The organism is Massilia sp. 9I, from assembly GCF_902506415.1.
GTDB lineage: Bacteria > Pseudomonadota > Gammaproteobacteria > Burkholderiales > Burkholderiaceae_D > Telluria.
In genome coordinates, this window is sequence record NZ_LR733275.1 from 3,568,296 (window position 1) to 3,590,643 (window position 22,348).

General features: G+C 66.7%; 15 protein-coding genes. 11 read left to right on the top strand and 4 right to left on the bottom strand.

Annotated elements, in window-relative coordinates; genetic code table 11:
* Positions 1-57: 57 nt before the first annotated feature.
* Entirely contained in the window at positions 58-4,179 is a 4,122-nt protein-coding gene (locus tag GV068_RS16030) for a DEAD/DEAH box helicase (RefSeq protein ID WP_159699827.1), read from the bottom strand.
* Positions 4,176-6,089: a S9 family peptidase gene (locus GV068_RS16035; RefSeq protein ID WP_159699830.1), complete on the bottom strand. Its 1,914-nt coding sequence runs from the start codon at positions 6,087-6,089 to the stop codon at positions 4,176-4,178. The genes GV068_RS16030 and GV068_RS16035 overlap by 4 nt, the downstream gene beginning before the upstream one ends.
* A 104-nt stretch (positions 6,090-6,193) precedes the next feature.
* Between GV068_RS16035 and hemE the strand changes: the two genes are divergently transcribed.
* The 5 genes from hemE (at position 6,194) to GV068_RS16060 (ending at position 13,095) form a co-directional block, all read left to right on the top strand.
* A complete protein-coding gene (gene hemE / locus GV068_RS16040; protein WP_159699833.1) occupies positions 6,194-7,276 on the top strand; it encodes a uroporphyrinogen decarboxylase in 1,083 nt (360 codons plus the stop codon).
* 557 nt (positions 7,277-7,833) lie between these two features.
* Positions 7,834-9,840 (top strand): primosomal protein N', encoded by a 2,007-nt coding sequence (locus tag GV068_RS16045; RefSeq protein ID WP_159699836.1) that lies wholly within the window; start codon positions 7,834-7,836, stop codon positions 9,838-9,840.
* Positions 9,841-9,913: 73 nt separating this feature from the next.
* Positions 9,914-10,729 carry a hypothetical protein gene (locus GV068_RS16050; RefSeq protein WP_159699839.1) on the top strand — a complete coding sequence of 272 codons (816 nt, stop codon included), beginning with the start codon at positions 9,914-9,916 and terminating at the stop codon, positions 10,727-10,729.
* A 32-nt stretch (positions 10,730-10,761) separates the two neighbouring features.
* The gene (locus GV068_RS16055) at positions 10,762-11,586 is read left to right on the top strand and encodes a hypothetical protein (protein WP_159699842.1); all 825 of its coding nucleotides are present in this window, start codon (positions 10,762-10,764) and stop codon (positions 11,584-11,586) included.
* Positions 11,587-11,655: 69 nt separating this feature from the next.
* Complete coding sequence (locus GV068_RS16060; RefSeq protein ID WP_159699845.1) at positions 11,656-13,095, top strand: dihydrolipoyl dehydrogenase; 1,440 nt, start codon at positions 11,656-11,658, stop codon at positions 13,093-13,095.
* A 42-nt stretch (positions 13,096-13,137) separates the two neighbouring features.
* Here GV068_RS16060 and GV068_RS16065 read toward each other — a convergent pair whose 3' ends face one another.
* Complete coding sequence (locus tag GV068_RS16065) at positions 13,138-13,623, bottom strand: SRPBCC family protein (protein WP_159699848.1); 486 nt, start codon at positions 13,621-13,623, stop codon at positions 13,138-13,140.
* A 177-nt stretch (positions 13,624-13,800) separates the two neighbouring features.
* Between GV068_RS16065 and modA the strand changes: the two genes are divergently transcribed.
* From modA to GV068_RS16095, 6 genes are all read left to right on the top strand, one after another.
* Positions 13,801-14,544, top strand: coding sequence for a molybdate ABC transporter substrate-binding protein (modA, locus tag GV068_RS16070; protein WP_159699851.1), 744 nt, complete (start codon positions 13,801-13,803; stop codon positions 14,542-14,544).
* A 6-nt stretch (positions 14,545-14,550) separates the two neighbouring features.
* Positions 14,551-15,231: a molybdate ABC transporter permease subunit gene (gene modB, locus GV068_RS16075; protein ID WP_159699854.1), complete on the top strand. Its 681-nt coding sequence runs from the start codon at positions 14,551-14,553 to the stop codon at positions 15,229-15,231.
* On the top strand, positions 15,228-16,304 hold the full coding sequence (gene modC / locus GV068_RS16080; RefSeq protein WP_159699857.1) for a molybdenum ABC transporter ATP-binding protein: 1,077 nt from the start codon (positions 15,228-15,230) through the stop codon (positions 16,302-16,304). The genes modB and modC overlap by 4 nt, the downstream gene beginning before the upstream one ends.
* Before the next feature lie 93 nt (positions 16,305-16,397).
* Entirely contained in the window at positions 16,398-18,458 is a 2,061-nt protein-coding gene (locus tag GV068_RS16085; protein WP_159699860.1) for a UvrD-helicase domain-containing protein, read from the top strand.
* A gap of 158 nt (positions 18,459-18,616) precedes the next feature.
* Positions 18,617-20,773, top strand: coding sequence for a DUF4214 domain-containing protein (locus tag GV068_RS16090; protein WP_159699863.1), 2,157 nt, complete (start codon positions 18,617-18,619; stop codon positions 20,771-20,773).
* Between the two features lie 64 nt (positions 20,774-20,837).
* Positions 20,838-21,041, top strand: a complete 204-nt coding sequence (locus GV068_RS16095) for a SlyX family protein (protein ID WP_159699866.1) — start codon at positions 20,838-20,840, stop codon at positions 21,039-21,041.
* On the opposite strand, the gene GV068_RS16100 is transcribed toward GV068_RS16095, so the two are convergent.
* Positions 21,016-22,284 (bottom strand): GMC family oxidoreductase N-terminal domain-containing protein, encoded by a 1,269-nt coding sequence (locus GV068_RS16100; RefSeq protein ID WP_229464244.1) that lies wholly within the window; start codon positions 22,282-22,284, stop codon positions 21,016-21,018. The two genes, GV068_RS16095 and GV068_RS16100, sit on opposite strands and share 26 nt — an antisense overlap.
* Positions 22,285-22,348: the final 64 nt, after the last annotated feature.

A 22,348-nucleotide genomic window follows, 5' to 3' on the forward strand; every position in this document is an offset into this window, starting at 1 on the left:
TGTGTTATCTCATCAATAAAGCGGCATCATCACACGGAGCCCGTGCCGGAATCAAGTTCAGGACAGGCTCAGTCCCTGCTTGAGCATCGCCAGCATGTCGCCCGGCGACATGCGCGCCGCCATCTCGGTGCCCTCCAGCAGGCTGTCGGCCAGGTCGCGCTTGCGGTGGTGCAGGTCGACGATGCCTTCCTCGATGGTGCCGCGCGCGACCAGGCGGTAGATGGTCACCGGCCGCTGCTGGCCCATGCGGTGGGCGCGGTCCGAGGCCTGGTCTTCCACCGCCGGATTCCACCACGGGTCCATGTGGATCACGTAGTCGGCCGCCGTCAGGTTGATGCCCACTCCGCCGGCTTTCAGGCTGATGAGGAACAGTTCGCCCTCGCCGGCCTGGAAGGCATCCACGCGGCGTTTGCGTTCCTGCATCGGCGTGGCGCCGTCGAGGTACTGGTAGGGGATCTGCTTGCCGTCCAGGTACTTGCGGATCAGGCTCAGGTGGTCGACGAATTGGCTGAACACCAACACCTTGTGGCGGTTCTCCAGCAGATCGTCGACCAGGCGCGCAAACGCGATCAGCTTGCTACTGGCGATGCCGGCGCCGGGCGCCACCAGTTCCGGATTGCAGACGGCGCGGCGCAGCCGCATCATCTCGGCCAGGATCTCGATCGACTTCTGGCTTTCCGGCGCTTCCAGCGAGGCCAGCTTGTCCAGCGCGTCGCGGCGCAGCGACTCGTACAGCGCGGTCTCTTCCTGGGTCAGTTCGACCGGCACCACGATCTCGGTGCGCGGCGGCAGTTCGGTGAGCACCTGGGCCTTGGTGCGGCGCAGGATGAAAGGCTGGGTGAGCCTGCGCAGGCGCGCACGGGCGCCCGCCTCGGCGCGCTTGTCCTGGGCCTTTTCGATCGGGCCGGCGAAGCGCAGCTGGAACTGGTCGGCGCTGCCCAGCAGGCCCGGGTTGATAAACCTGAACAGGTTCCACAGCTCGCCCAGGTGGTTTTCCAGCGGCGTGCCGGTGGCCGCCATGCGGAAGCCTCCCTGCAGCGACATCACGGCCTGCGAGCGCTTGGTGTGCATGTTCTTGATGGCCTGGGCCTCGTCCAGCACGATGCTGTGCCAGGGCTTTTTCGCGAACAGCGGCGCTTCCTGCTGCAGCAGGCCGTAGCTCGCCACCACCACGTCGAAGGGGCCGGCTTCTTCCAGCAGGCTGGCACGGTCGCCGGGGCCGAACAGTTTCAGGTTCAGGGTCGGTGCGAAGCGCTGCGCTTCGGCGATCCAGTTCAGGCACACCGAGGTCGGCGCCACCACCAGCGCCGGGCCGTCAGGCGCGCGGGTGAGCAGCAGGGCCAGGGCCTGCAGGGTCTTGCCCAGGCCCATGTCGTCGGCCAGGCAGGCGCCGACGCCCCAGTGGGCCAGGCGTCCCAGCCATTCGAAGCCTTCGCGCTGGTAGTCGCGCAGTTCGGCCTGCAGGGTGGAAGGTAGCGCCGGCGTGAACGCCTCGCTGTCGGCGATGCGCTTCAGGTGCTTGCGCCAGGCGTCGTCGGTACTTACTTCTCCTGCCTCGCGCGCCAGCTCCGCCAGCGAGAAGCTGGCCAGCGGATGCATGCGCAGCTCGTCGCCATGCATCGTTCCGTAGTCGGCCAGCTCCATCAGGCGGCGGTGCAGTTCGTCGCTGAGGGCCAGGTATTCGTTGTCGCCCAGCGCGACGAAGCGGCTCTTCCCTTCGCGTACGCGCTCGAGCAGCGTGCGCAAGTCCATCACGCGCTGCTCGTCGACCACGATGTCGCCGTTTGCCGCGAACCAGTCGCGGTCGCGCCGGATCTGGATGCGCACCAATTTCGCATTCGCGCGCTTCGATACGCGGAATTTTTCTCCTTCCGGCCAGGCCACCACCACCTTGGCCGGGTCGAGGCCGCGCAGCTCGTCCACCAGCTCCAGGCATTGCAGGGGCTGGCCCAGCAGCCATTCGCCGTGTTCCAGTTCTCCATATTCGAGCGCATGGCAGGCGCCCACCAGCTGGCGCTCGGCCTCGCGTTCCGCATTCAGGTCGCGTTTGGCTTCGGTGCGCACGCCGTTCACATCGGCGATCACGCTTTCCGCGCCGGCGCCGGGCGAGTAATAGGCGCCATTGTCGAGCGGGCGCACCAGCACCTGCATGCTCATGCCCTGCTGATAGGGACGCAGGTGCAGGTGCAGGCGCGGATCGCTTGCCACCTGTTCGATGTCGCCCGGGCTGGCGCCGATGTCCGACTGCACCGTGACGATCGAAGAGATCGCGCTGATCGCGCGCAGCACGCGGCGCTCGGCTTCCACCGGCACTTCCAGGCCTTCGCCGACGATGGCGGCGATGCGGCGGTGCTCCTCGCCCACGCGCACCAGGCGCAGGCGGGTCGGGGTCTCGCGCGTGACGATCACGTCGCCGTCCTGTTCGCCGGGCGCGGGATGCAGCGAGATCGTCACCTTGGCGCCGCGCGCCTTCACGTGCAGCTCGGGTTCGCCCGGCAGCAGCTCGACCCGGGTGCCGGGGGAATCCATCCAGAACAGCAGCGGGTGGCCGACCAGCGCGGCGATGGCCTTGTCCAGCTCGAATTCGAAGCGGATCCCGGTGCTGCCGTAGTAGCGGCGGCCAGCAATGCTCGATACGGCCTGCACATCCTGGGCGCTGAGGAAGTCGAGCTCCTGGGCGTCCTCGGCCAGGCGTTTCAGGCCGATGGCGCGGCCGCGGCTCCAGCCGCCTTGCGCGTCGCGCTTCTGCTCGCGCGGCTCCAATTCGCGCACGCCCATGTGCTCGTCGTAGCGGATCATCCACACCAGGCGCGATTCGCGCACCACCTCGGCATTCAGCGCCGGCTGCAGGTTGATCAGGGCGTTGAGCTGGCGTTCCCACGGTTCTTCGCGCTCGAACCAGTGGCTCAGGTCGGTGAAGCGGTGCTTCCCGCGCAGTTCACTCGCGCGTCCTTCATGCGCGACCGCGCCCGGGCCGCCGACATGGCCCAGCAGGGCGGCCAGCTGCGCCGACAGCAGGTCGAAGCCGGCGCGCTCGGATTGCGCCAGCATGTCCTCGATGTCCTGGCGCTTGCCCAGCAGTTGCGGTAGGCCGAGCCAGTGGTGCATCAGCGCGCGGAAGGTGAAGGGCTCGAGCGCCATCTCCCAGTTACGCGACGCCAGCACCTCGGCGTCCACGGTGCCGCGCCGGATTTCCTGCAGCATGCTGAGCTGGAAGACCACGGCGGTCTCGGGGCGCTGCACCGCGCGGGTGGCGATGTCGAGCCAGGCGTCCGCCAGCTTCAGCTGCGCCGGCTGGTTGCTGCGCAAGAGGGCGGCGAGATAAAGGTGGGCGCCAATCCCGTCGAAAATGGCCTTGCGCTTGCCGGTCTCGCGGCGCAATGCCTTGAGCGATTTCTCGATGTCGGGCAGGGCGGTGTCCAGATCGTCGCGCAGCAGGGCGATCACGCTGCGCAGGAACATCCCAGGGGCGTCGGCCACTTCGGCCAGCAGGGCCAGGGCCTCGTCCAGACGACCGCACAGGATGAAGTGTTCGGCCAGCGCGATACGAAGGCTGACTGAAATGTCTCCTTTGGCCGCATGGGTTTCGGCCGCCGCGCGGATGGCGGGCGCCAGCGCCGGTTCGCGCTGCGCATGGCTGACCAGCTCGGCCAGCACGCTGTCGCGCAGGTAGGGATGGATGCGGTCGATGAGCGCCAGCGCGAACGGGCGCGCGCAGACCTCGACCAGCGGATGCAGGTAGGCCGCTTCGTGGCAGCGCAGGCAGGCATCCAGCAGCGGCATCACGACCGTGGCGTTCTCACCGGAGAGCAAGGCCATGCGCAGCAGCGCCAGCCCCTGGCGGTAGCTGCGCAGGATCGGCGTGCCCTGCCAGTCGCGGCGCAGCGGCGTGACCCGCTCGTAAGCGCCTTGCAGCGCGCGGAACAGTTCCGTGTCCAGCGCATGTGCCAGGGCCGGCCAGACGGCGGCCGGCGCGATCGCAAAGCCGCGCCCGACGACATCGGTTACCAGCGCGAGGCCCCGCAGGCGTTCCAGTTCGGCCGCCCACTGCCCCTCCGGCAGCGGCAGGCCGGCGGCCATCAGGTGTTCGAGGATGCGCTGGCGCCCCATCGGTTCGCCAGCCATGGCCAGCAGGGACAGGATCGCCTGCTCTCCCGCGTTCAGTTCATTGAAATTCATGCAGCCGGCAGGTTCTCGATCTCCACCGCCGGCAGCCCGGCGGGCACCGGAATGCCGAAGACGCGCAGGTAGAAGGCCAGCTCCGCTTCCAGCGTCTTCACCACGCTCTCGGCCTTGCGGAAGCCATGGCCTTCGCCTTCCAGGGTGATGTAGGCCACCGGTACCTTGCGTGCACGCAGAGCTTCGACCATGGTCTCGGACTGCTGCGGCGGCACCACCATGTCGTCCAGGCCCTGGAAGAAGATCATCGGGCGTGTCAGCTTGTCGGTGTGGTGGATCGGCGAGCGCTCGCGGTAGACCTGTTCGGCGCGCTCGGGTGGGGCGATCAGGTACTGGTTGTAGTGCGATTCGAACTTGTGCGAGTCCGCATCGAGTCCTGCCAGGTCGGACACGCCGTAGTAGCAGGCGCCGGCCTTGAACACGTCGTGGAAGGCGAGGGCGCACAAGGTGGTCAGGCCGCCGGCGCTGCTCCCGCGCACCAGCAGGCGCTCGGGATCGGCCAGGCCTTGAGCGGCCAGGAAGCGGGCGCCGGCCACGCAGTCCTCGACGTCGACCACGCCCCACTGGCCCTTGAGCAGGTCGCGGTAGGCGCGGCCGAAGCCGGTGCTGCCGCCGTAGTTCACGTCCAGCACCGCGAAGCCGCGGCTGGTCCAGAACTGGGTGGCCAGCTTCAGGGTGCTGGCCGCCATGCCGGTCGGGCCGCCATGGCCGATCACGATCAGGGGCGGCAGTTCGCCGTCGCGCGGTGCGAAGTCCGCATTGGTCGGTGGATAGTGGAAGGCGTATGCCGTGCGGCCGTTCGCGCTCGGGTAGCTGATCGCGCGCGGCACCGACAGATAGCCGACAGGAGGCAGCTGCGCAATCGAGCGGGTCAACACCTGATGCTGGCCGCCGTCGATGTCGATGCGCGCCAGTTCGAGCGCCACCGTCGGCGCGCCGCCCAGCAGCGCCACCGTGTGCGCGTTCACGCGCAGCTCGCGGATTTCCTCGTAGGGCGTCGCGATCTCTGTCAGCTCGCCGCCGCGCAGGCGCGCCAACTTGCTGACGCCGCCCTCGATGTAGGCGCACACGATCTCGTCGTTTGATGCGAAACCGTACAGCGAGCCGCCGAAGGTCCACAGCGGGCCGCCGAATTCCGCTTCGCGCGGGCACAGCGCCTGCACGACGCCATGTTCGAAGCGGTACAAATTCCACCAGCCGCTGCGGTCGGACACGAAGTGCAGCACGCCGCCCGGGGACCACTCCGGCTGGCAGACCGATTCCTGCGGCCCGCCCGCCACCAGCCGCCCGTTGGCCAGCGTGCCGTCATCCAGGATGTCGGCCAGCCACAGCTCGCTGCCCTCCCAGGGCATGCGCGGATGGTCCCAGCACAGCCAGGCCAGCTGGCGCCCATCGGGGGAGATGCGCGGCGCCGCGTAGAAGTCATTGCCGTCCACGAGCACGGTCTCAACGCCGTCGAAACCGATGGCGGCAATCGTGTTCACGGGGTAGTGGCCGCCGGCGGAATGGTCTTCGCGTACCGCTACCAGGCGCCGGCGCGGCGCGTCGACCACGAAGTCGGCGTAGCGCTGCTGGTTGTCCTCGAGCGTGACCGGCACCGGCTGGGCGCCGGCTTCGACGCGGTAAAGACGGCTGTCGGCGTGGTTGGAGAACCAGGCCGCGCCGCCGTCGACGACATAGGCCCCGCCGCCGTATTCATGCACCTTGCTGCGCACGTTGAAGGGCGCCGGCGTCAGTTCGCCATGGGTCGAGACCAGGGTCGAACGTCCCGCTTCGCTGGCCCGGCCTTCCAGCCAGTACACGGCGGCGCCGTCGAGCATGAGCGAAGCCAGCGGCGTGGCGCCGGCCGCGACGACGGACGCCGTAATCGGGGACGTCCAGGTACCGCAAGGGGCTTGCTGTTTGCTCATGACAGGTTCTCTCAATAGGACAAGAAACGCATTATAAGTGGGGGCCGGGGGATGCGATAATAGGGGTTTTCCTTCCGAATCCCGTATCTTTACGATTGTCAGCCATGCCACAATTTGCCCCGCTTCAGAACGACACCTTCCTGCGTGCGCTGCTGCGCCAGCCGACTGACTACACCCCGGTGTGGCTGATGCGCCAGGCGGGCCGCTACCTGCCGGAATACCGCGCCACGCGCCAGCAGGCCGGTTCCTTCCTGGGCCTGGCAAAGAATCCGGATTTCGCCACCGAAGTCACCCTGCAGCCGCTGGACCGCTACCCGCTGGACGCGTCGATCCTGTTCTCGGACATCCTGACCGTGCCGGACGCGATGGGCCTGGGCCTGTATTTCGCCGACGGCGAAGGCCCGAAGTTCGAGCGTCCGCTGCGCACGGAAGCGGAAGTGCGCGCCCTGCAGGTACCGGATATGGCGTCACTCGACTACGTCTTCAAGGCGGTGACCCAGATCCGCACCGCGATCAACGGCCGCGTGCCCCTGATCGGTTTCTCCGGCAGCCCGTGGACGCTGGCCTGCTACATGGTCGAAGGCGGCGGCTCGCGCGAATTCCACACCATCAAGAAGATGATGTATGCGCGCCCCGACCTGATGCACCACATCCTGGACACCAATGCGCAGGCGGTGGCGCAGTACCTGAACGCCCAGATCGATGCCGGCGCCCAGGCCGTGATGATCTTCGATTCCTGGGGCGGCGCGCTGGCCGACGGCGCCTACCAGCAGTTCTCGCTGGACTACATGCGCAAGGTGCTGAGCCAGCTGCAGCGCGAGAAGGATGGTGTACGTATCCCCGCCATCGTGTTCACCAAGGGCGGCGGCCTGTGGCTGGACGAGATGGCCGACATCGGCGCCGACGCGCTGGGCCTGGACTGGACCGTCAACCTGGGCAAGGCGCGCGCGCTGGTGGGCGATCGCGTGGCCCTGCAGGGCAACCTCGACCCGGCCATCCTGTTCGCCGCGCCGGAGCAGATCCAAGCCGAAGTCGAGCGTTCCCTGACGGCCTACGGAAAACCATCGGCAGGTCACGGCCACGTGTTCAACCTCGGCCACGGCATTTCGCAGTTCACCCCGCCGGAGTCCGTCACGGCGATGGTCGAAGCGGTGCACAACTTCAGCCGCAAGCAGCGCGCAGCCTAACGCGGGTCATTGCTGCGGCATGGGTTGCCGCAGCAAAATCACACTTGTTCACAAGTTCGTAAAACTCCAAATTTATTCCTGTGGACATCTTTGCCGAGCATGAAAAGACGTAAATCAATGATTCTTAAACGTTTTTTTCATGTGGGACTGTGGATTTACACAGTAGAGCTGGGCCTTAAGAGGTAAATTGTCCAGGCTTCCTGTCCATTGTTCACAAAGTTATCCACACTGCGACTGATGAGTTATGAAAAGTGCTTCGTTTACGCGGACTTAGCTCAACTCTTCAAGTAAGGTCTGAAGTTTCTGGTGCACCGCAACGAGTTTTCCCGTTACACATGTGCAGTTATGCACAGCAAGGCGATTCCAGCCCGGGTTGTTAACAGGGATAACTCATGGTTTGCAAGCCATTGAATTTATTGAAGATTTTATTGTTGTCCCAGCGAATCGCGCGTTCTGAGTTGATCTAACGTAAACCTCGACCACGGTCAAGTACAGCGCTATTCACAAAGTTTTCCACAGCTTACTGTTCTCAGTTTCCTCACTTTAGAAAGTTGGACTTGGCACACTGCTTCCTACAGGTTGCGCTCGATACGCCGCTCAACAGCTGCTTCGACTACCGCTGGACCTGCGAGCCCGGACAGGAGCCGCTGGTCGGCCAGCTGGTGCTGGTGCCGTTCGCGCGGCGCGAGGTGGTGGGCCTGATCGTCGCCGTCAAGGAAGAGACCGAGGTCCCGCTGGACAAGCTCAAGGATGCGATCGCCGTGCGCAGCCAGTTGTCGCCGCTGCCCGAGCGCTGGATCGCGCTGGCGCAGTTCGCCGCCGACTACTACCAGCGCCCGCTGGGCGAGGTGGCGCTGCCCGGCCTGCCCAAGAACCTGCGGGTGCCGAAGACCGTGGCGCTGGACCGGGCGCTCAAAAAACTGGCAAAGGACGCTACGGCGCACGATCCCACGCCCTCCGGCATGCCGGTACTGAATCCGGCGCAGCAGGAGGCGGCGGACGGCATCGGCGGCGCTCGGGGCTTTACTCCGATCCTGCTGTACGGCGTGACCGGCAGCGGCAAGACCGAGGTCTATCTGCAGGCCTGCGCCCAGGTGCTGGCGCGCGCGCCCGATGCCCAGATCCTGATCCTGGTCCCCGAGATCAACCTGACCCCGCAGCTGGAAGGGAATATCCGCGCGCGCTTCCCCGGCTTGATGCTGGCCACCCTGCACAGCAGCCTGTCCGAGGGCGAGCGCATGCTGCACTGGCTGGCTGCCCACGAGGGGCGCGCGCGCATCGTGCTGGGCACGCGGCTGGCGATCCTGTCCTCGCTGCCCAATCTGAAGCTGATCATCATCGACGAGGAGCACGACCCCTCGTACAAGCAGCAGGAAGGCCTGCGCTACTCGGCGCGCGACCTGGCGGTGTGGCGCGCACACCAGCTGGCGATCCCGATCGTGCTCGGCTCGGCCACACCTTCGCTCGAGACCTGGCACCACGCGCAATCGGGGCGCTACCGCAAGCTGGAGCTGCGCGAGCGCGCCGTGCGCGATGCCGTGCTGCCGACCGTGAAGCTGGTTGACATGGAGCGCGACCGGCCCAAGGACGGTCTCACCGGCGCGCTGATCGCAGCCCTGCGCGGCCGCCTGGACCGCGGCGAACAGTCGCTGCTGTTCCTGAACCGGCGCGGCTATGCCCCGGTGATCTGCTGCGACGCCTGCGGCTGGATCAGCAACTGCACGCGCTGCACCGCCTTCATGGTGCTGCACCGCCCCGAGCACCGGCTGCGCTGCCACCACTGCAGCCTGGAGCTGCGCATCCCGCGGCATTGCCCGACCTGCGGCAACGTCGACCTGCAGCCCTTAGGGCGCGGCACCCAGCGCATCGAGGAGGGCCTGCAGGCGATGTTCCCGGAGGCGCGCATCCTGCGCATCGATGCCGATTCGACGCGCCTGAAGGGCAGCGCCCAGGAAGCGTTTGATACCGTGCACCGCGGCGAAGTCGACATCCTGGTCGGCACCCAGATGGTCGCCAAGGGCCACGACTTCAAGAAGCTGACCCTGGTCGGCATCCTCAACCCGGACACTGCGCTGTTTTCGCAGGACTACCGCGCCAGCGAGCGCCTGTTCGCCCAGCTGATGCAGGTGGCGGGGCGCGCCGGCCGCGCCGGGGCGGCATCCGAGGTGCTGGTGCAGACCCGCTACGCCAGCCACCCGCTGTACGGCGCCGTGATGCGCCACGACTACGACCGTTTCGCCGGCAGCCTCTTGACGGAACGCCGCCAGGCCGGCCTGCCGCCCTATATGTACCAGGCGCTGCTGCGCGCCGAGGCGCCCGAACTGGCCACCGCGATCGCCTTCCTGGAAGCGGCGCGCGACAGCCTGGTGTGCGACGGGGTGATGATCAACGACCCGATTCCGATGACGATGACGCGCGTGCACAACGTCGACCGCGCCCAGTTGCTGGTGGAATCCGCGTCACGTCCCGCGCTGCAGGCATTCTTGCGCGAATGGGTCGAGATCCTGCGCGCCATGAAGTCACGCGTGCGCTGGTCGCTCGAAGTCGATCCGCTCGATATTTAAACTTGTGGTCATCCGTGAGTTTCGTCGCCCGGTTTTTTGCTAGAGTGGCGACTCAACCGTTCCGGAGCCCGCCTTGCCCCTGCCGATCGCACGCCGCCTGCTGCCTGCATTGCTTGTCCTTCCCCTGGCGCAGGGGCAGGCCGCGTCGCGCGCCGCGCTCGAGGCGGTCCACGACGTCCGCATCCGGATCGAAGCGCGCAACTGCGGCGCGGCCGTGGAGCAGCTCAAGGCGGGCCTGAAAGCCGGCCATCCCGAGCTCGCGCTGCTGGCCGGATCGATGTACGAGCACGGCATCTGCGTCAAGGCCAACTGGGACAATGCGGTCACCTTCTACGTCCAGGCGCACCAGGGCGGCCTGCCGGAAGCCGCCGAGCGCCTGGCCGCCGGCTATGCCGACCCGGCGCGCGGCCCGGATGCCGCGGCGGCGCTGTGGTGGAGCTTGCGCGGCCGCAGCGGCATGCGTAGCGGGACCTGCGCCGTGCCGGAGGAAGTGGAACAGGATCCCGATCGCTTTGTCGCCGAACTCAAGACCTGGGACCCTTCCAGGCTGGCGATCTGCAACTACATCATCGGCGTGCTCTGGACCATCGCGGCGGAAGTGAAGTATCCGGCGCAAGCCCAGGCATGGGGCCTGCATGGCGACGTGACCTTGCGCTTTCTCCCGGGGCTGGCGCGCATCGAAGTCAAGAAAGGCGAGACCGGCGCCTACCAGTTGTATGGCGTGATCGACGGCGATGTCCTGCGTGACCGCGAATCCATTCCGGCGCGCGGCGGCTTCGAGAAAATGATGCGCGAGGTCGCCGACCGCGCCTTGCGCCGTTATCCGCAGCCGCCCGGCATCCCGGCCGATACCTCGGTCTCGGTCAAGTACGTGTTCTCCCTCGAATGAGCAAACCTTCGACTTTTTCCAGGAGCGTGGCGATGGTCTATCAAAGTGGCATCCACGGCCGGCTGGCCGTCCTTCTCGCAAGCCTGCTGGCGGCGCCGGCCGCGCTGGCGACCCTGCCGACCGACGGCGTATACTCGGTGGCGGAAATCCGGCGCCGCATCGAGAACCGCGACTGCAGCGGCGCCATCGAACGGCTCAAGGAGGGGCTGGCGAAGAACGAAGCCGAGGTGGCGCTGATGGGCGGTTCGATGTACGAACACGGCGTCTGCGTCAAGCGCGACTGGCAGCGCGCCATTCCCCTGTATGCGCGCGCTACCGAGGGCGGCCAGCCGGAAGGCGCCGAACGGCTGGCGGCCGGCTTCGCCGATCCGGCCAACGGCCCGGATGCCGCCGCCGCCATCTGGTGGGCCTGGCGCGGGCGCGGCTTCAACCTGTCCGAATGCGGGGTCGACGGCAAGGCGCCGGCCGACCCGGAACGCCTGGTGGCGGAGATGGGCAAGTGGCAAGCCACGCGGCTGGCCTACTGTGTCTATGTGGCGGGCGTGATGTCGACCATCTCGGCCGAAATGCGCTATCCCGACCTGGCGCTCGGCTTCTCCATCGGCGGCGACGTATCGCTGCGCTTTTATCCCGCCACGCCGCGCTTCGAGCTGCAGCAGACCGGCTCGCAGGAGTACGAATTGATCGGCTACTTCGCGGTCGACCGCCTGCGCGACCGCAAGCGCAAGGCCGTCACCGGCGGCTTCGAGAAAGTGGTGGGCGAGGTTGCCGACCGAGCGCTGCGGCGCTATCCCCATCCGAAGGGAATCCCGGAAGAAGCCCTGATCCAGACCACCTATACTTTCTACATCCGATAGGGCTGCCTGCCGGGTTCGGGAAAATCGCGTATCGTCTTGGTTATCCGACAAAGGAAGCAGGAGAACGCGATGAAAAAACTCGACGTGGATGTCGCCATCATCGGCACCGGCACCGCCGGCATGACGGCCTACCGAGCCGCCAAGGCACAGGGTGCGCGCACCGTGGTCATCGAAAGCAGCCACTACGGCACCACCTGCGCGCGGGTCGGCTGCATGCCCAGCAAGCTCCTGATCGCCGCCGCGGAAAGCGCCCACGCGATGCAGCACAGCGCGCCGTTCGGCGTACATGCGGGCGAAGTGCGCATCGACGGCCCCGCCGTGATGGAACGGGTGCGCAAGGAGCGCGACCGTTTTGTGGGCTTCGTGCTGGAAAGCGTCGAATCCTTTCCCGAAGAAGACCGCCTGCGCGGCCATGCGCGCTTCACCGGCCCGCATACGCTCCTGGTCAACGACCACACCGAGATCACGGCCGCGCGCGTCGTGATCGCCACCGGCTCCACGCCGCTGCGCCTGCCCGCGCTGGAGAACGTCGGCCCCGGCATCGTGACCTCCGACGACGTGTTCTACTGGGACGACTTGCCGAAGTCGGTCGCCGTGATCGGCACCGGCGTGATCGGCCTGGAGCTGGGCCAGGCCCTGCACCGCCTGGGTGTGCGCGTGAAACTGTTCGCGCGCGGCGGCAGCATCGCGCAGCTGAGCGACCCGGAGGTGCTACGTAATGCCAACCGCGTGCTGAGCGAGGAACTCGATATCCAGTTCCAGTCGAGGGTGGTGGGGGCGGTGCAAGAAGGCGATGAGGTCGCGCTGACCGTCAGCGACGCGCTCGGCGACGAGAAAACCGAGCGCTTCCAATATGTGCTGATGGCGGCCGGCCGCACGCCCAACGTGCACAACATCGGTCTCGAACACACGGGCCTGGAGCGCGGGCCCGACGGCATCCCGCTTTTCGATACCCGCACCATGCAGTGCGGGACCAGCCACATCTTCATCGCGGGCGACGCCAACAACGAGCGCCCGCTGCTGCACGACGCGGCCGACCACGGCAAGATCGCCGGCGACAACGCGGGCCGTTATCCGGACGTGCGTCCGGGCCTGCGCCGCACCGCGATCGGGGTCGCCTTTACCGAACCGAATATCGCCACCCTGGGCGCCAGCTACCGCAGCCTGTGCGAGGGCGGCCACCGCAAGTTCGCGGTTGGCTCGGTCTCCTTCGCCAACCAGGGCCGCAGCCGCGTGATGTTGCAGAACAAGGGGATGCTGCGGGTGTATGCGGAATTCGGTTCGCGCCGCTTCCTGGGCGCCGAGATGATCGCGCCGCGCGCCGAGCACCTGGCGCACACGCTGTCCTGGGCCTGCCAGATGCGCATGACGGTGGACCAGATGCTGGAGATGCCCTTCTACCATCCTGTCATCGAGGAGGGCGTGCGCACCGCGCTGCGCGACCTGGCGCAGTGCCTGACGCGGGGCGAGAGCGAGATCGACCCGGCCGATACCGAGCCGGGCACGTAAGATCAGCTGCGCTTAACTCGGCGCGGAAAAGATTAACGAAACTTAATTCAGGTAGCTGGCGTCCAGCTTGCCCTCGCCGGCCAGCTGGCGCAGGATGCGCACGGTGTCGATGTCGGCTTCCTGGTAGGCCGAGCGCTTGAAGTCGTCGTACATTTCGTTGGCCGGGTCGCTGTGCTCGCCCTGGCCGTCGTCGTAGCAGAAGCGCACCAGCAGCACGGCTTCGCCCGGCGCCTCGATCCGCATGCTCAGGGTGGAGGCGGCGATCTCGCCCTGGGCCGGCACTTCGTAGCGCACTTCCTTCAGCGGCGTCAGGTGGACGACGTCGTCGATCACCAGGTCGCCGTAGCGCAGGCGGCGCTGGAAGCTGCCGCTCGAGCGCTCGCCGATGGTGCATTCGTCCAGGTGCGGCACGAACAGGGTCGGGTTTTCCGCGCGCAGCACCAGCCCGCGCCACAGTTGTTCGACCGAGATGGTGTCGATCAGCGGATTGAGCGGATCGTTGATCTGGATGAGATGTTCAAATTTCATGGTGCCTGTCCAAAATAGCGTCGGCGCGCTGCGCCGCAAGGGTGGGATGGTACCCGATTGCGCGGCGCGGCGTCGCCGTGCCGGCTGACCCGGGCAGCCGGGGTGATCCGCCCCGTTTATACTCGCGTATATTACACACCACCCGGCCGCCAGCCTGCCGCTCAGGAGACAAACCGAATGAAACGACTTGCCTGCCTCGCCATCGCCTTGATGGGCATTCCGGCTGCCTGGGCCGGGGAAGTCCACGTCGCCGTCGCCTCCAATTTCACTGGCCCCATGCAAAAGCTGGCTGCGGAATTCGAGAAGGACACCGGCCACAAGGCCGTGCTGTCCTTCGGCGCGACCGGCAAGTTCTACGCGCAGATCAGCAATGGCGCCCCTTTCGAATTCCTGCTCGCGGCCGACGATGAAACGCCGGCCAGGCTGGAGCAGGAGGGCCGGGCGGTCCCCGGCACCCGCTTCACCTACGCCATCGGCAGGCTGGTCCTGTGGTCGGCCGAGCCGGGCTACGTCGACGCCCGTGGCGATGTCCTGAAAACGGGCGACTTCCAGCACCTCGCCATCGCCAATCCGAAAACCGCCCCGTATGGCGCGGCCGCCGTGGCGGTGCTGAAGAACCTGAAGCGCTACGACGCCGTGGAGCCGAAGCTGGTGCAGGGCGAGAACATCGCGCAAACCCAGCAGTTCGTCAGCACCGGCAATGCGCAACTCGGCTTCATCGCCCTGTCCCAGGTGACCGTGAACGGCAGGATCGCCTCCGGCTCGGGCTGGATCGTGCCGGCCAATCTGCACGCGCCGATCCGCCAGGATGCGCTGGTGCTGGCCAAAGGCCGCGCCAATCCCGCAGCCACGGCGCTGGCGAGCTACCTCAAGTCGGACAAGGCGCGCGGCATCATCCGCGCCTATGGCTACGAGCTGTAAGCGCGAATGGCGGGAGCGGACCTTGCAGCCGTCTGGCTGACCCTGAAGCTGGCGTCGATCGTGACCGCGCTGCTTCTGGTGATCGGCACGCCGGTCGCCTGGTGGCTGGCGCGCACGCGCTCGCGCCTGAAGGGCGTGGTCGGGGCCGTGGTGGCGCTGCCGCTGGTGCTCCCGCCCACGGTCCTCGGCTTCTACCTGCTGGTGGCGATGGGGCCGAACGGACCGGTTGGACAGGTGACGCAAGCGCTCGGCCTGGGGACCTTGCCCTTCAGCTTCCCCGGGCTGGTGGTCGGCTCGCTGTTCTATTCGCTGCCGTTTGTCGTGCAGCCGTTGCAGAACGCTTTTGAAGCCATCGGCGAGCAGTTGCTGGAAGCGGCGGCGACCCTGCGCGCCGGTCCCTGGGACCGCTTCTGGTCGATCGCGGTGCCGCTCGCGCGCCCGGGCTTTCTGTCGGGCGCCATCCTCGGTTTCGCGCACACCGTCGGCGAATTCGGGATCGTCCTCATGATCGGCGGGAACATCCCGGACAAGACGCGCCTGGTGTCGGTGCAGATCTACGACCACGTCGAGGCGATGGAGTATGCGCAGGCACACTGGCTGGCCGGCGGCATGCTGGTGTTCAGCTTCCTGGTGCTGCTGGCGCTGTACACCTTCAGCCCGCCCTCGCGCAAGGTGGTGCGGGCATGAACGGCATCCGCGCCCGCGTTTGCATCGCGCGCAATGGCTTCACGCTCGACGTCGACCTGGAGCTGCCGGGACGCGGCGTAAGCGCGCTGTTCGGCCACTCGGGCTCGGGCAAGACCACCTGCCTGCGCGCCATCGCCGGCCTGGAGCGCGCGCCCGGCGGTTACGTGGCCCTGGGCGGCGAGGTGTGGCAGGACGACGCGCGCGGGCTGTTCGTGCCGCCTCACCGGCGCGCGCTGGGCGTCGTGTTCCAGGACGCCGGCCTGTTCCCCCATATGAACGTGCGCGCCAACCTCGAATTCGGAATGAAGCGGGTGCAGCCGGCAGAACGCAAGTTCGCCCTTGGGCCAGTGGTCGAGATGCTCGGCATCGGCGCGCTGCTGGAGCGGCGCCCGGCCAGCCTGTCGGGTGGGGAGCGGCAGCGGGTGGCGATCGCCCGCGCCCTCTTGTGCTCGCCGCGCCTGCTGCTGATGGACGAGCCGCTCGCCGCGCTCGACTTGCAGCGCCGCCAGGAGATCCTGCCCTACCTGGAACGCATGCACGACGAGCTGTCGATCCCCATCATCTACGTCAGCCACGCGCCGGACGAGGTGGCGCGCCTGGCCGACCACCTGGTGCTGCTCGAAGCCGGCCGGGCCGTCGCCAGCGGGCCGCTGGGCGAGATCCTGGCGCGCATGGACCTGCCGGCCGCCTTTGCCGACGATACCGGCGTGGTGCTCGACACCGTGCTGGCCGGGCACGAAGAAGACGACATGTCGCGCCTGCAGTTCGCGGGCGGCGCGCTGTCGGTCGGGCGCCGGCGCGAAGCCCTCGGCGCCCGGCTGCGCTGCCGGATCCATGCGCGCGACGTCAGCCTCGCACTGGAGCGGCCGCAGCGCACCAGCATCGTCAACCTGCTCCCCGCCGTGGTGACGGCGACGGCGGCCACCGGGACGCCCGGCCACGTGCTGGTGCAGATGCGGGTGGGCGAGGTGCTGCTGCTGGCGCGGATTTCGGAACGCTCGCGGCGCGAGCTGGCGATCGGCCCAGGCAGCCCGGTCTGGGCCCAGGTCAAGGCAGTTGCGCTGCTGAGCTAGGGCTGTTGCAAACAGACCAAGGAACAGATCGGTTTTTGGCGCGAGGCCGGACTCAGCCTTACAATACCGGTCCATCCTGCAAAAATCTTTCCCATGTCCAACGCACCAAAATTCGGCCTCAACGGGCCGCAGAGCGAAGCCGTGCTTTATCTCGACGGCCCCTGCCTGGTGCTGGCCGGCGCCGGCTCGGGCAAGACGCGCGTCATTACCCAGAAGATCGCCTACATGATCGAGCATTGCGGCTACGATCCGCGCACGATCGCGGCGCTGACCTTCACCAACAAGGCCGCCCTCGAGATGCAGGAGCGCATCGGCAAGCTGCTCAAGCAGCCGAAACAGGCCAAGCAGCTCACCGTCTCCACTTTTCACTCGCTGGGCGTGAAAATCCTGCGCCAGGAAGCGGCCGGCGTCGGCCTGAAGGACAAGTTCTCGATCATGGACAGCGACGACTGCTATACCGTCGTGTCCGACCTGGCGCTGACCACCGACAAGCAGGAAATCCGCCGCATCCAGAATGCGATCTCGCTGTGGAAGAACGGCCTGGTCGACCCGGAAGACGCGATCCGCAACGCCAAGGATGAAGACGAAGCCATGTCCGCGCGCGTCTACCGCAGCTACCTGGCTACCTTGCAGGCCTACCAGGCGGTCGACTTCGATGACCTGATCCGCCTGCCGGTGGAGCTGTTCCGCAACAACGAGTCGATCCGCGACCGCTGGCAGCGCCGCCTGCGCTATCTTCTGATGGACGAATACCAGGACACCAACACCTGCCAGTACGAACTGGTGAAGCTGCTGGTGACGGGCATCGGCAAGAAACCGATGTTCACCGCCGTGGGCGACGACGACCAGGCGATCTACGCCTGGCGCGGCGCCTCCGTCGAAAACCTGAAGACCCTGCAGACCGACTTCCCCGACCTGCGCGTCATCAAGCTGGAACAGAACTACCGCTCGACCACCCGCATCCTGCAGGCGGCCAACGCCGTCATCGGCAACAATCCGAAGCTGTTCGAGAAGTCGCTGTGGTCCGAGCACGGCTTGGGCGAGCCGATCGAGGTGTTCGGCATGCAGAGCGACGAGACGGAAGCGGAGCAGGTGGCGATCATGATCTCGGCCGACCACTTCCAGCGCAAGAACAAGTGGACCGACTACGCCATCCTGTACCGCGGCAACCACCAGGCACGCGTGATCGAGCAGGCCCTGCGCAAGGAGCGCATCCCCTACACCATGTCGGGCGGCCAGAGCTTTTTCGACAAGGCGGAGATCAAGGACATCATCGCCTACCTGCGCCTGATTGCGAACCAGGACGACGACCCGGCCTTCATCCGCGCCGTGACGACGCCGAAGCGCGGGGTCGGCATGGCCACGCTCGAGACGCTGGGCGAATTCTCCAAGCAATGGAACTGCTCGCTGTTCGAGGCGGCGCGCAAGAACGGCCTGGAAGCCAAGCTGGCCGAGCGCCAGCTGGCGCCACTGCGCGACTTCTGCCGCTTCCTGCTGGAGCTGGAAGACCGCGCCACCCGTCCAGGCCCGTCGGGCAGCGGCGACAATGCCGCCGAAGTGCTCGATGACATGATGAAGGAGATGAACTACGAGCACTACCTGTATGAAAGCTTCGACGACCGCGCGGCCCAGGGCAAGTGGCAGAACGTGCTCGAGTTCACCAACTGGCTGAAGGAACGCGGCCGCGGCGGGCGCGACCGCGACGGCGAAGAGAAGAACCTGCTCGAGCTGACCCAGATGGTGGCCCTGATGTCGATGCTCGAAGGCCAGGACGAGGAACAGGATGCCGTGCGCATGTCGACCCTGCACGCGTCCAAGGGCCTGGAATACCCGCACGTGTTCCTGGTCGGCGTGGAAGAGGGCATTCTGCCGCACAAGGGCGACCCGGACGCGCCGGTGGAAGTCATCGCCGCCCGCATCCAGGAAGAGCGGCGCCTGATGTACGTGGGGATCACGCGCGCCCAGCGCACCCTGCGCCTGACCTGGTGCAAGAAGCGCAAGCGCGCCGGCGAACTGGTGCACTGCGAGCCATCGCGCTTCATCAAGGAGATGGCGCTGGACGTGGGCGACGCCCCGCCCAAGGAAACGGAAGTACTGTCGCCCAAGGAGCGGCTGGCCAGTCTAAAAGCGCTGTTGGCAATGCCAAAAGCATAAATGTGCCACGCATGCGTTGCGGATAAGCCTTGAATCCCTGCTAATCACCCCGCACGATTGAAATTCTTATTTGACTTAGTCTGTGCGGCAGGAAATACTTTCCGGAAAGCGAGCTCATCATGGATAAGCTCGCGCCCACTTTCCTACCTATTTCGCACATGGCAACCGTTTCCGACATCGAAATCACGCCCCATTCCGGGCTGAACCATATTGACGCGCTGCTCGACAAGGGCCCCGACTGGAACTACCTGACCGGGGTGACGGCGAATACCCTGTATTACACGTTCTCGATCTCTTCGGGTAACGAAAAAGACGTGAGCGGCCAGGAAGCCTTCACCCAGGCGCAGCAGATCGCCACCCGTACCGCCTTCGAGTACCTGGAGCAGGTTACCGGCATCAAGTTTGTCGAAACCTCGATCGGCACCAGCGCCCAGATCCACCTGGCCAATCGCGACCTCGAGAACAGCAATACGACGGGCCTGTGCAGCTGGCAGAGCGGCCTGACCTATGGCGCGAACAATGTCCTGAACAGCTACTCGGCGAACGCCTATGTCTACCTCGACAACTTCGAATGGCGCGCCCAGAACCGTGACCTCCAGCCTGGCGGCCAGGGCTACCAGACCCTGCTGCACGAACTCGGCCACGCCCTGGGCCTGAAGCATCCGTTCATGGAGGACGCCGGCGACATCGTGCTGCCGAGCAGCCAGGACAAGCTGGTCAATACCATCATGTCCTACGACTACACCAGCGGCCCCTACAGCACCTTCAGCCCCTACGACATCGCGGCCCTGAACTGGCTGTACGGCGGCGACGGCCTGCGAGGCGCGCTCGGCATCAACTCGACCACCGGCGCCCGTTACATCACCGGCACCGGTGCGGGCGATCGCCTGACCGGCACCGCCTTCGACGACGTGCTCGAAAGCCTGGGCGGCAACGACTTCATCGATGGCGGCGCGGGCAACGACACCGTCGTGTTCGGCCGCGCGCGCAGCGAATACAGCTTCAGCCAGGACGCCAGCGGCAATGTGCTGGCCAGCCACGCCACTTTGGGAACCGTCACCATGAGCAATGTCGAGCAGTTCTCCTTCCTGGACGGTAAATATCTGCGCGCCCAGGTGCTGGGCGATACGACCCCGCCGCCGACCCCGAGCCTGTCGGTCACAAAAAACGCCGCCGGCTACACCTCCTACAGCAAGCCGCTGTTCACCGGTTCCGCCGAAGCGAATTCGACGGTGCGCATCTACCTGGGCGAGCGCCTGGTAGCGGAAACCAAGGCCGATGCGAACGGTCTCTACTCGATCACTGCCAGCAGCGTCTTCAGTGATGCGCTGAATTACGCAGTGCGCGCGACCGCGACCGACGCGGCCGGCAACGTGTCGGGCTTCAGCGCGACGGTCGCCTTCAACGTCGACTCCACGCCGCCGGTGAAACCGACGTCGGTGATGACCCTTACCGACGGCGGCAACCAGCCGGCGTTCAGCGGCACCGCAGAAGCCAACACCACGATCAGGCTGTACCGCGTCGACAGCCCGCAGGCGATCGAAATCGGCCGCACGGTCGCCAAGGCCGACGGTACCTGGAAGATCGATTCCGCCGCGCTGCCAAACGGCGTGTACAAGGCGATCGCGGTGTCGGAAGACATCGCCGGCAGCGCCACCAGCGCCGACGCCTACCTGAACTTCACCATCAACAGCACGCTGAGCCAGACCGGCAATGCCCAGAACAACCGCTTCACCAACCTCGGCGCGGGCAACAACGCGGTCGACGGCGGCGCCGGCACCGATACCGTCGTGTACACCGGCGTGAGCACCGACTTCACGCTGCAGCGCGGCGTGTACGGTGTGACCGTGACCGACAAGAACGGCGTGCTGGGCACCGACAACCTGATCAACGTCGAACGCGTCCAGTTCAACGACACCTGGAAGGCGCTCGACATCGACGGCATCGCCGGCCAGGCCTATCGCCTGTACGAAGCGGCCCTCGGCCGTCCGGCGGAAAAGGCGGGCCTGGGCTACTGGATCTCGCGCATGGAAACCGGCACCTCGCTGCAGCAGGTCGCGAACGAGTTCACCAAGCAGGTCGAATTCAAGGACCTCTACGGCGCCAACCCGACCGACGCCCAGTTCCTGCGCCAGCTGTACATCAACATCCTGGACCGCGAACCGGATGCCGCCGGCTACGACTACTGGGTTGGCCGCATCGTCGGCAGCAGCCGCGAACAGATCATGATCGAGTTCAGCGAAGGCTTCGAGAACCAGGCCCAGGTCATCGGCGCGATCCAGAACGGCATCGACTTCACACCCTGGACTAACTAATCCGGGACGACTCATTGGCTGCAGATTTGCTTCATAATGCCGGCTTTGCGCCGGGAAGCAGCCAATGAGCCAGGAAGACCGTTTTGTTGACATCGAAATCAAGCTCGCGCACCAGGAAGACCTGGTCGAGAGCTTGAACGACACCATCTACCGCCAGGGCCGCCGCATCGACCAGCTCGAAGCGATGGTCGCCTCACTGGTAGACCATGTCCGTACCCTGCAGTCCACCCGCCAGGGGCCGGTCAACGAGAAACCACCCCACTACTGAGCATTAAGCCCAGTCGCTTGCCCAGGCAAAGCAGGGTCAGGGTCGGCGGCAATCCCCAGGGCTGGGGAATCACCGAGGCATCGCACACGTACAGGCCCGGCGCGGCGCGCAGCTCGCCGTCCACCCCTTGGCCGATCCGGACACTGCCGCCCGGATGGGCCGCGAAATGGTGAGTCGCGAAGACGTGATGCGCACCCGCCTGTTGCAGGATGCTGCGCGCCATTCCGATGCCCTTGTCGAGGCGCGCCCGGTCGCCTGGAGTGAGGCGCTTGTCGACCCAGCGCGGCCCCACGGCGCCGCCGATGTCGTCGCGAATCTTCACCATGATGCTCAGCGTGCGCCGGTGCGCCTTGAGGCGGTCGACGCGGCCTGCCTGCAGTGCGAAGGCCGCATACATCGGGCCTGGCAGCGTGAGGTCGGCCAGCGCGATGCCCTCTTTAAGAAAGCTGGCGCCGGCCGCCATCGGCACTTCCGCGCCCCCATCCACGTCGTCGACGCTGCCCATCACCGCCACCACCGGATCGCTGAAGAAGGACGCCAGGCGCGGTCCCAGGCCTGACGCATGCAGCAGGCGCGGGCTGCCGATGCCACCGCCCGCCAGCACCACCAGCGGTGCGCGCGCCGTGTGCAGCGTCCCGTCGCGCGTGAACGCCACACCGGCCGCACGGCCATCTTCCATCAGCACGCGCTGCACCCGGCTGCGGTCCCGCAGCACGGCGCCGTGGAAGCATGCCTCGTCCACGAAGTCGCGCGCGCTCCACTTGGCGCCGAAGGGACAGCCGTAGACGCAGCGCCAGCAGCCGCTGCGGCAGGCTTGCGGGCGGATCATCTTGTCGAGCTTGCGCCACCCGATGCCGGCGGCCTGCGCCGCGTCCATGATGCGCGCCGCCATCGGCCCGACCAGGCTGTCGGGCAGGGGGGCCAGCGGCAGCTCGGCGCGCAGCGCGGCGAGGCTTGGGGCCAGGTCGATGCCGTGGGCCGCGAACATCGCGGCGGGCGGCGCCGCAGCGGTGGCGAAGTTCAGCGCCGAGCTGCCGCCGAGGGTAGTGCCGGACACCAGCAGCGACGCGTCGCGGTGCAGCCAGGCGCCGCGGCCGGGCAGGGCCATCGTGGCCATCTGCTTGATGGTGCCGGCGAGTGGCGCGGCGCTGCCCTGTTCGAGGACGAGCACGCGGGCGCCGGAGCGGGCCAGCTCGCGCGGTGCTGGCGCCGCCAGGGCCGGTGCCGACGACGATGGCGTCAAAGGAGGATTCGGTGTGGGGATTCATGCGTAAGGACGGATGCTAGCACGTCGTTTTGATACATGA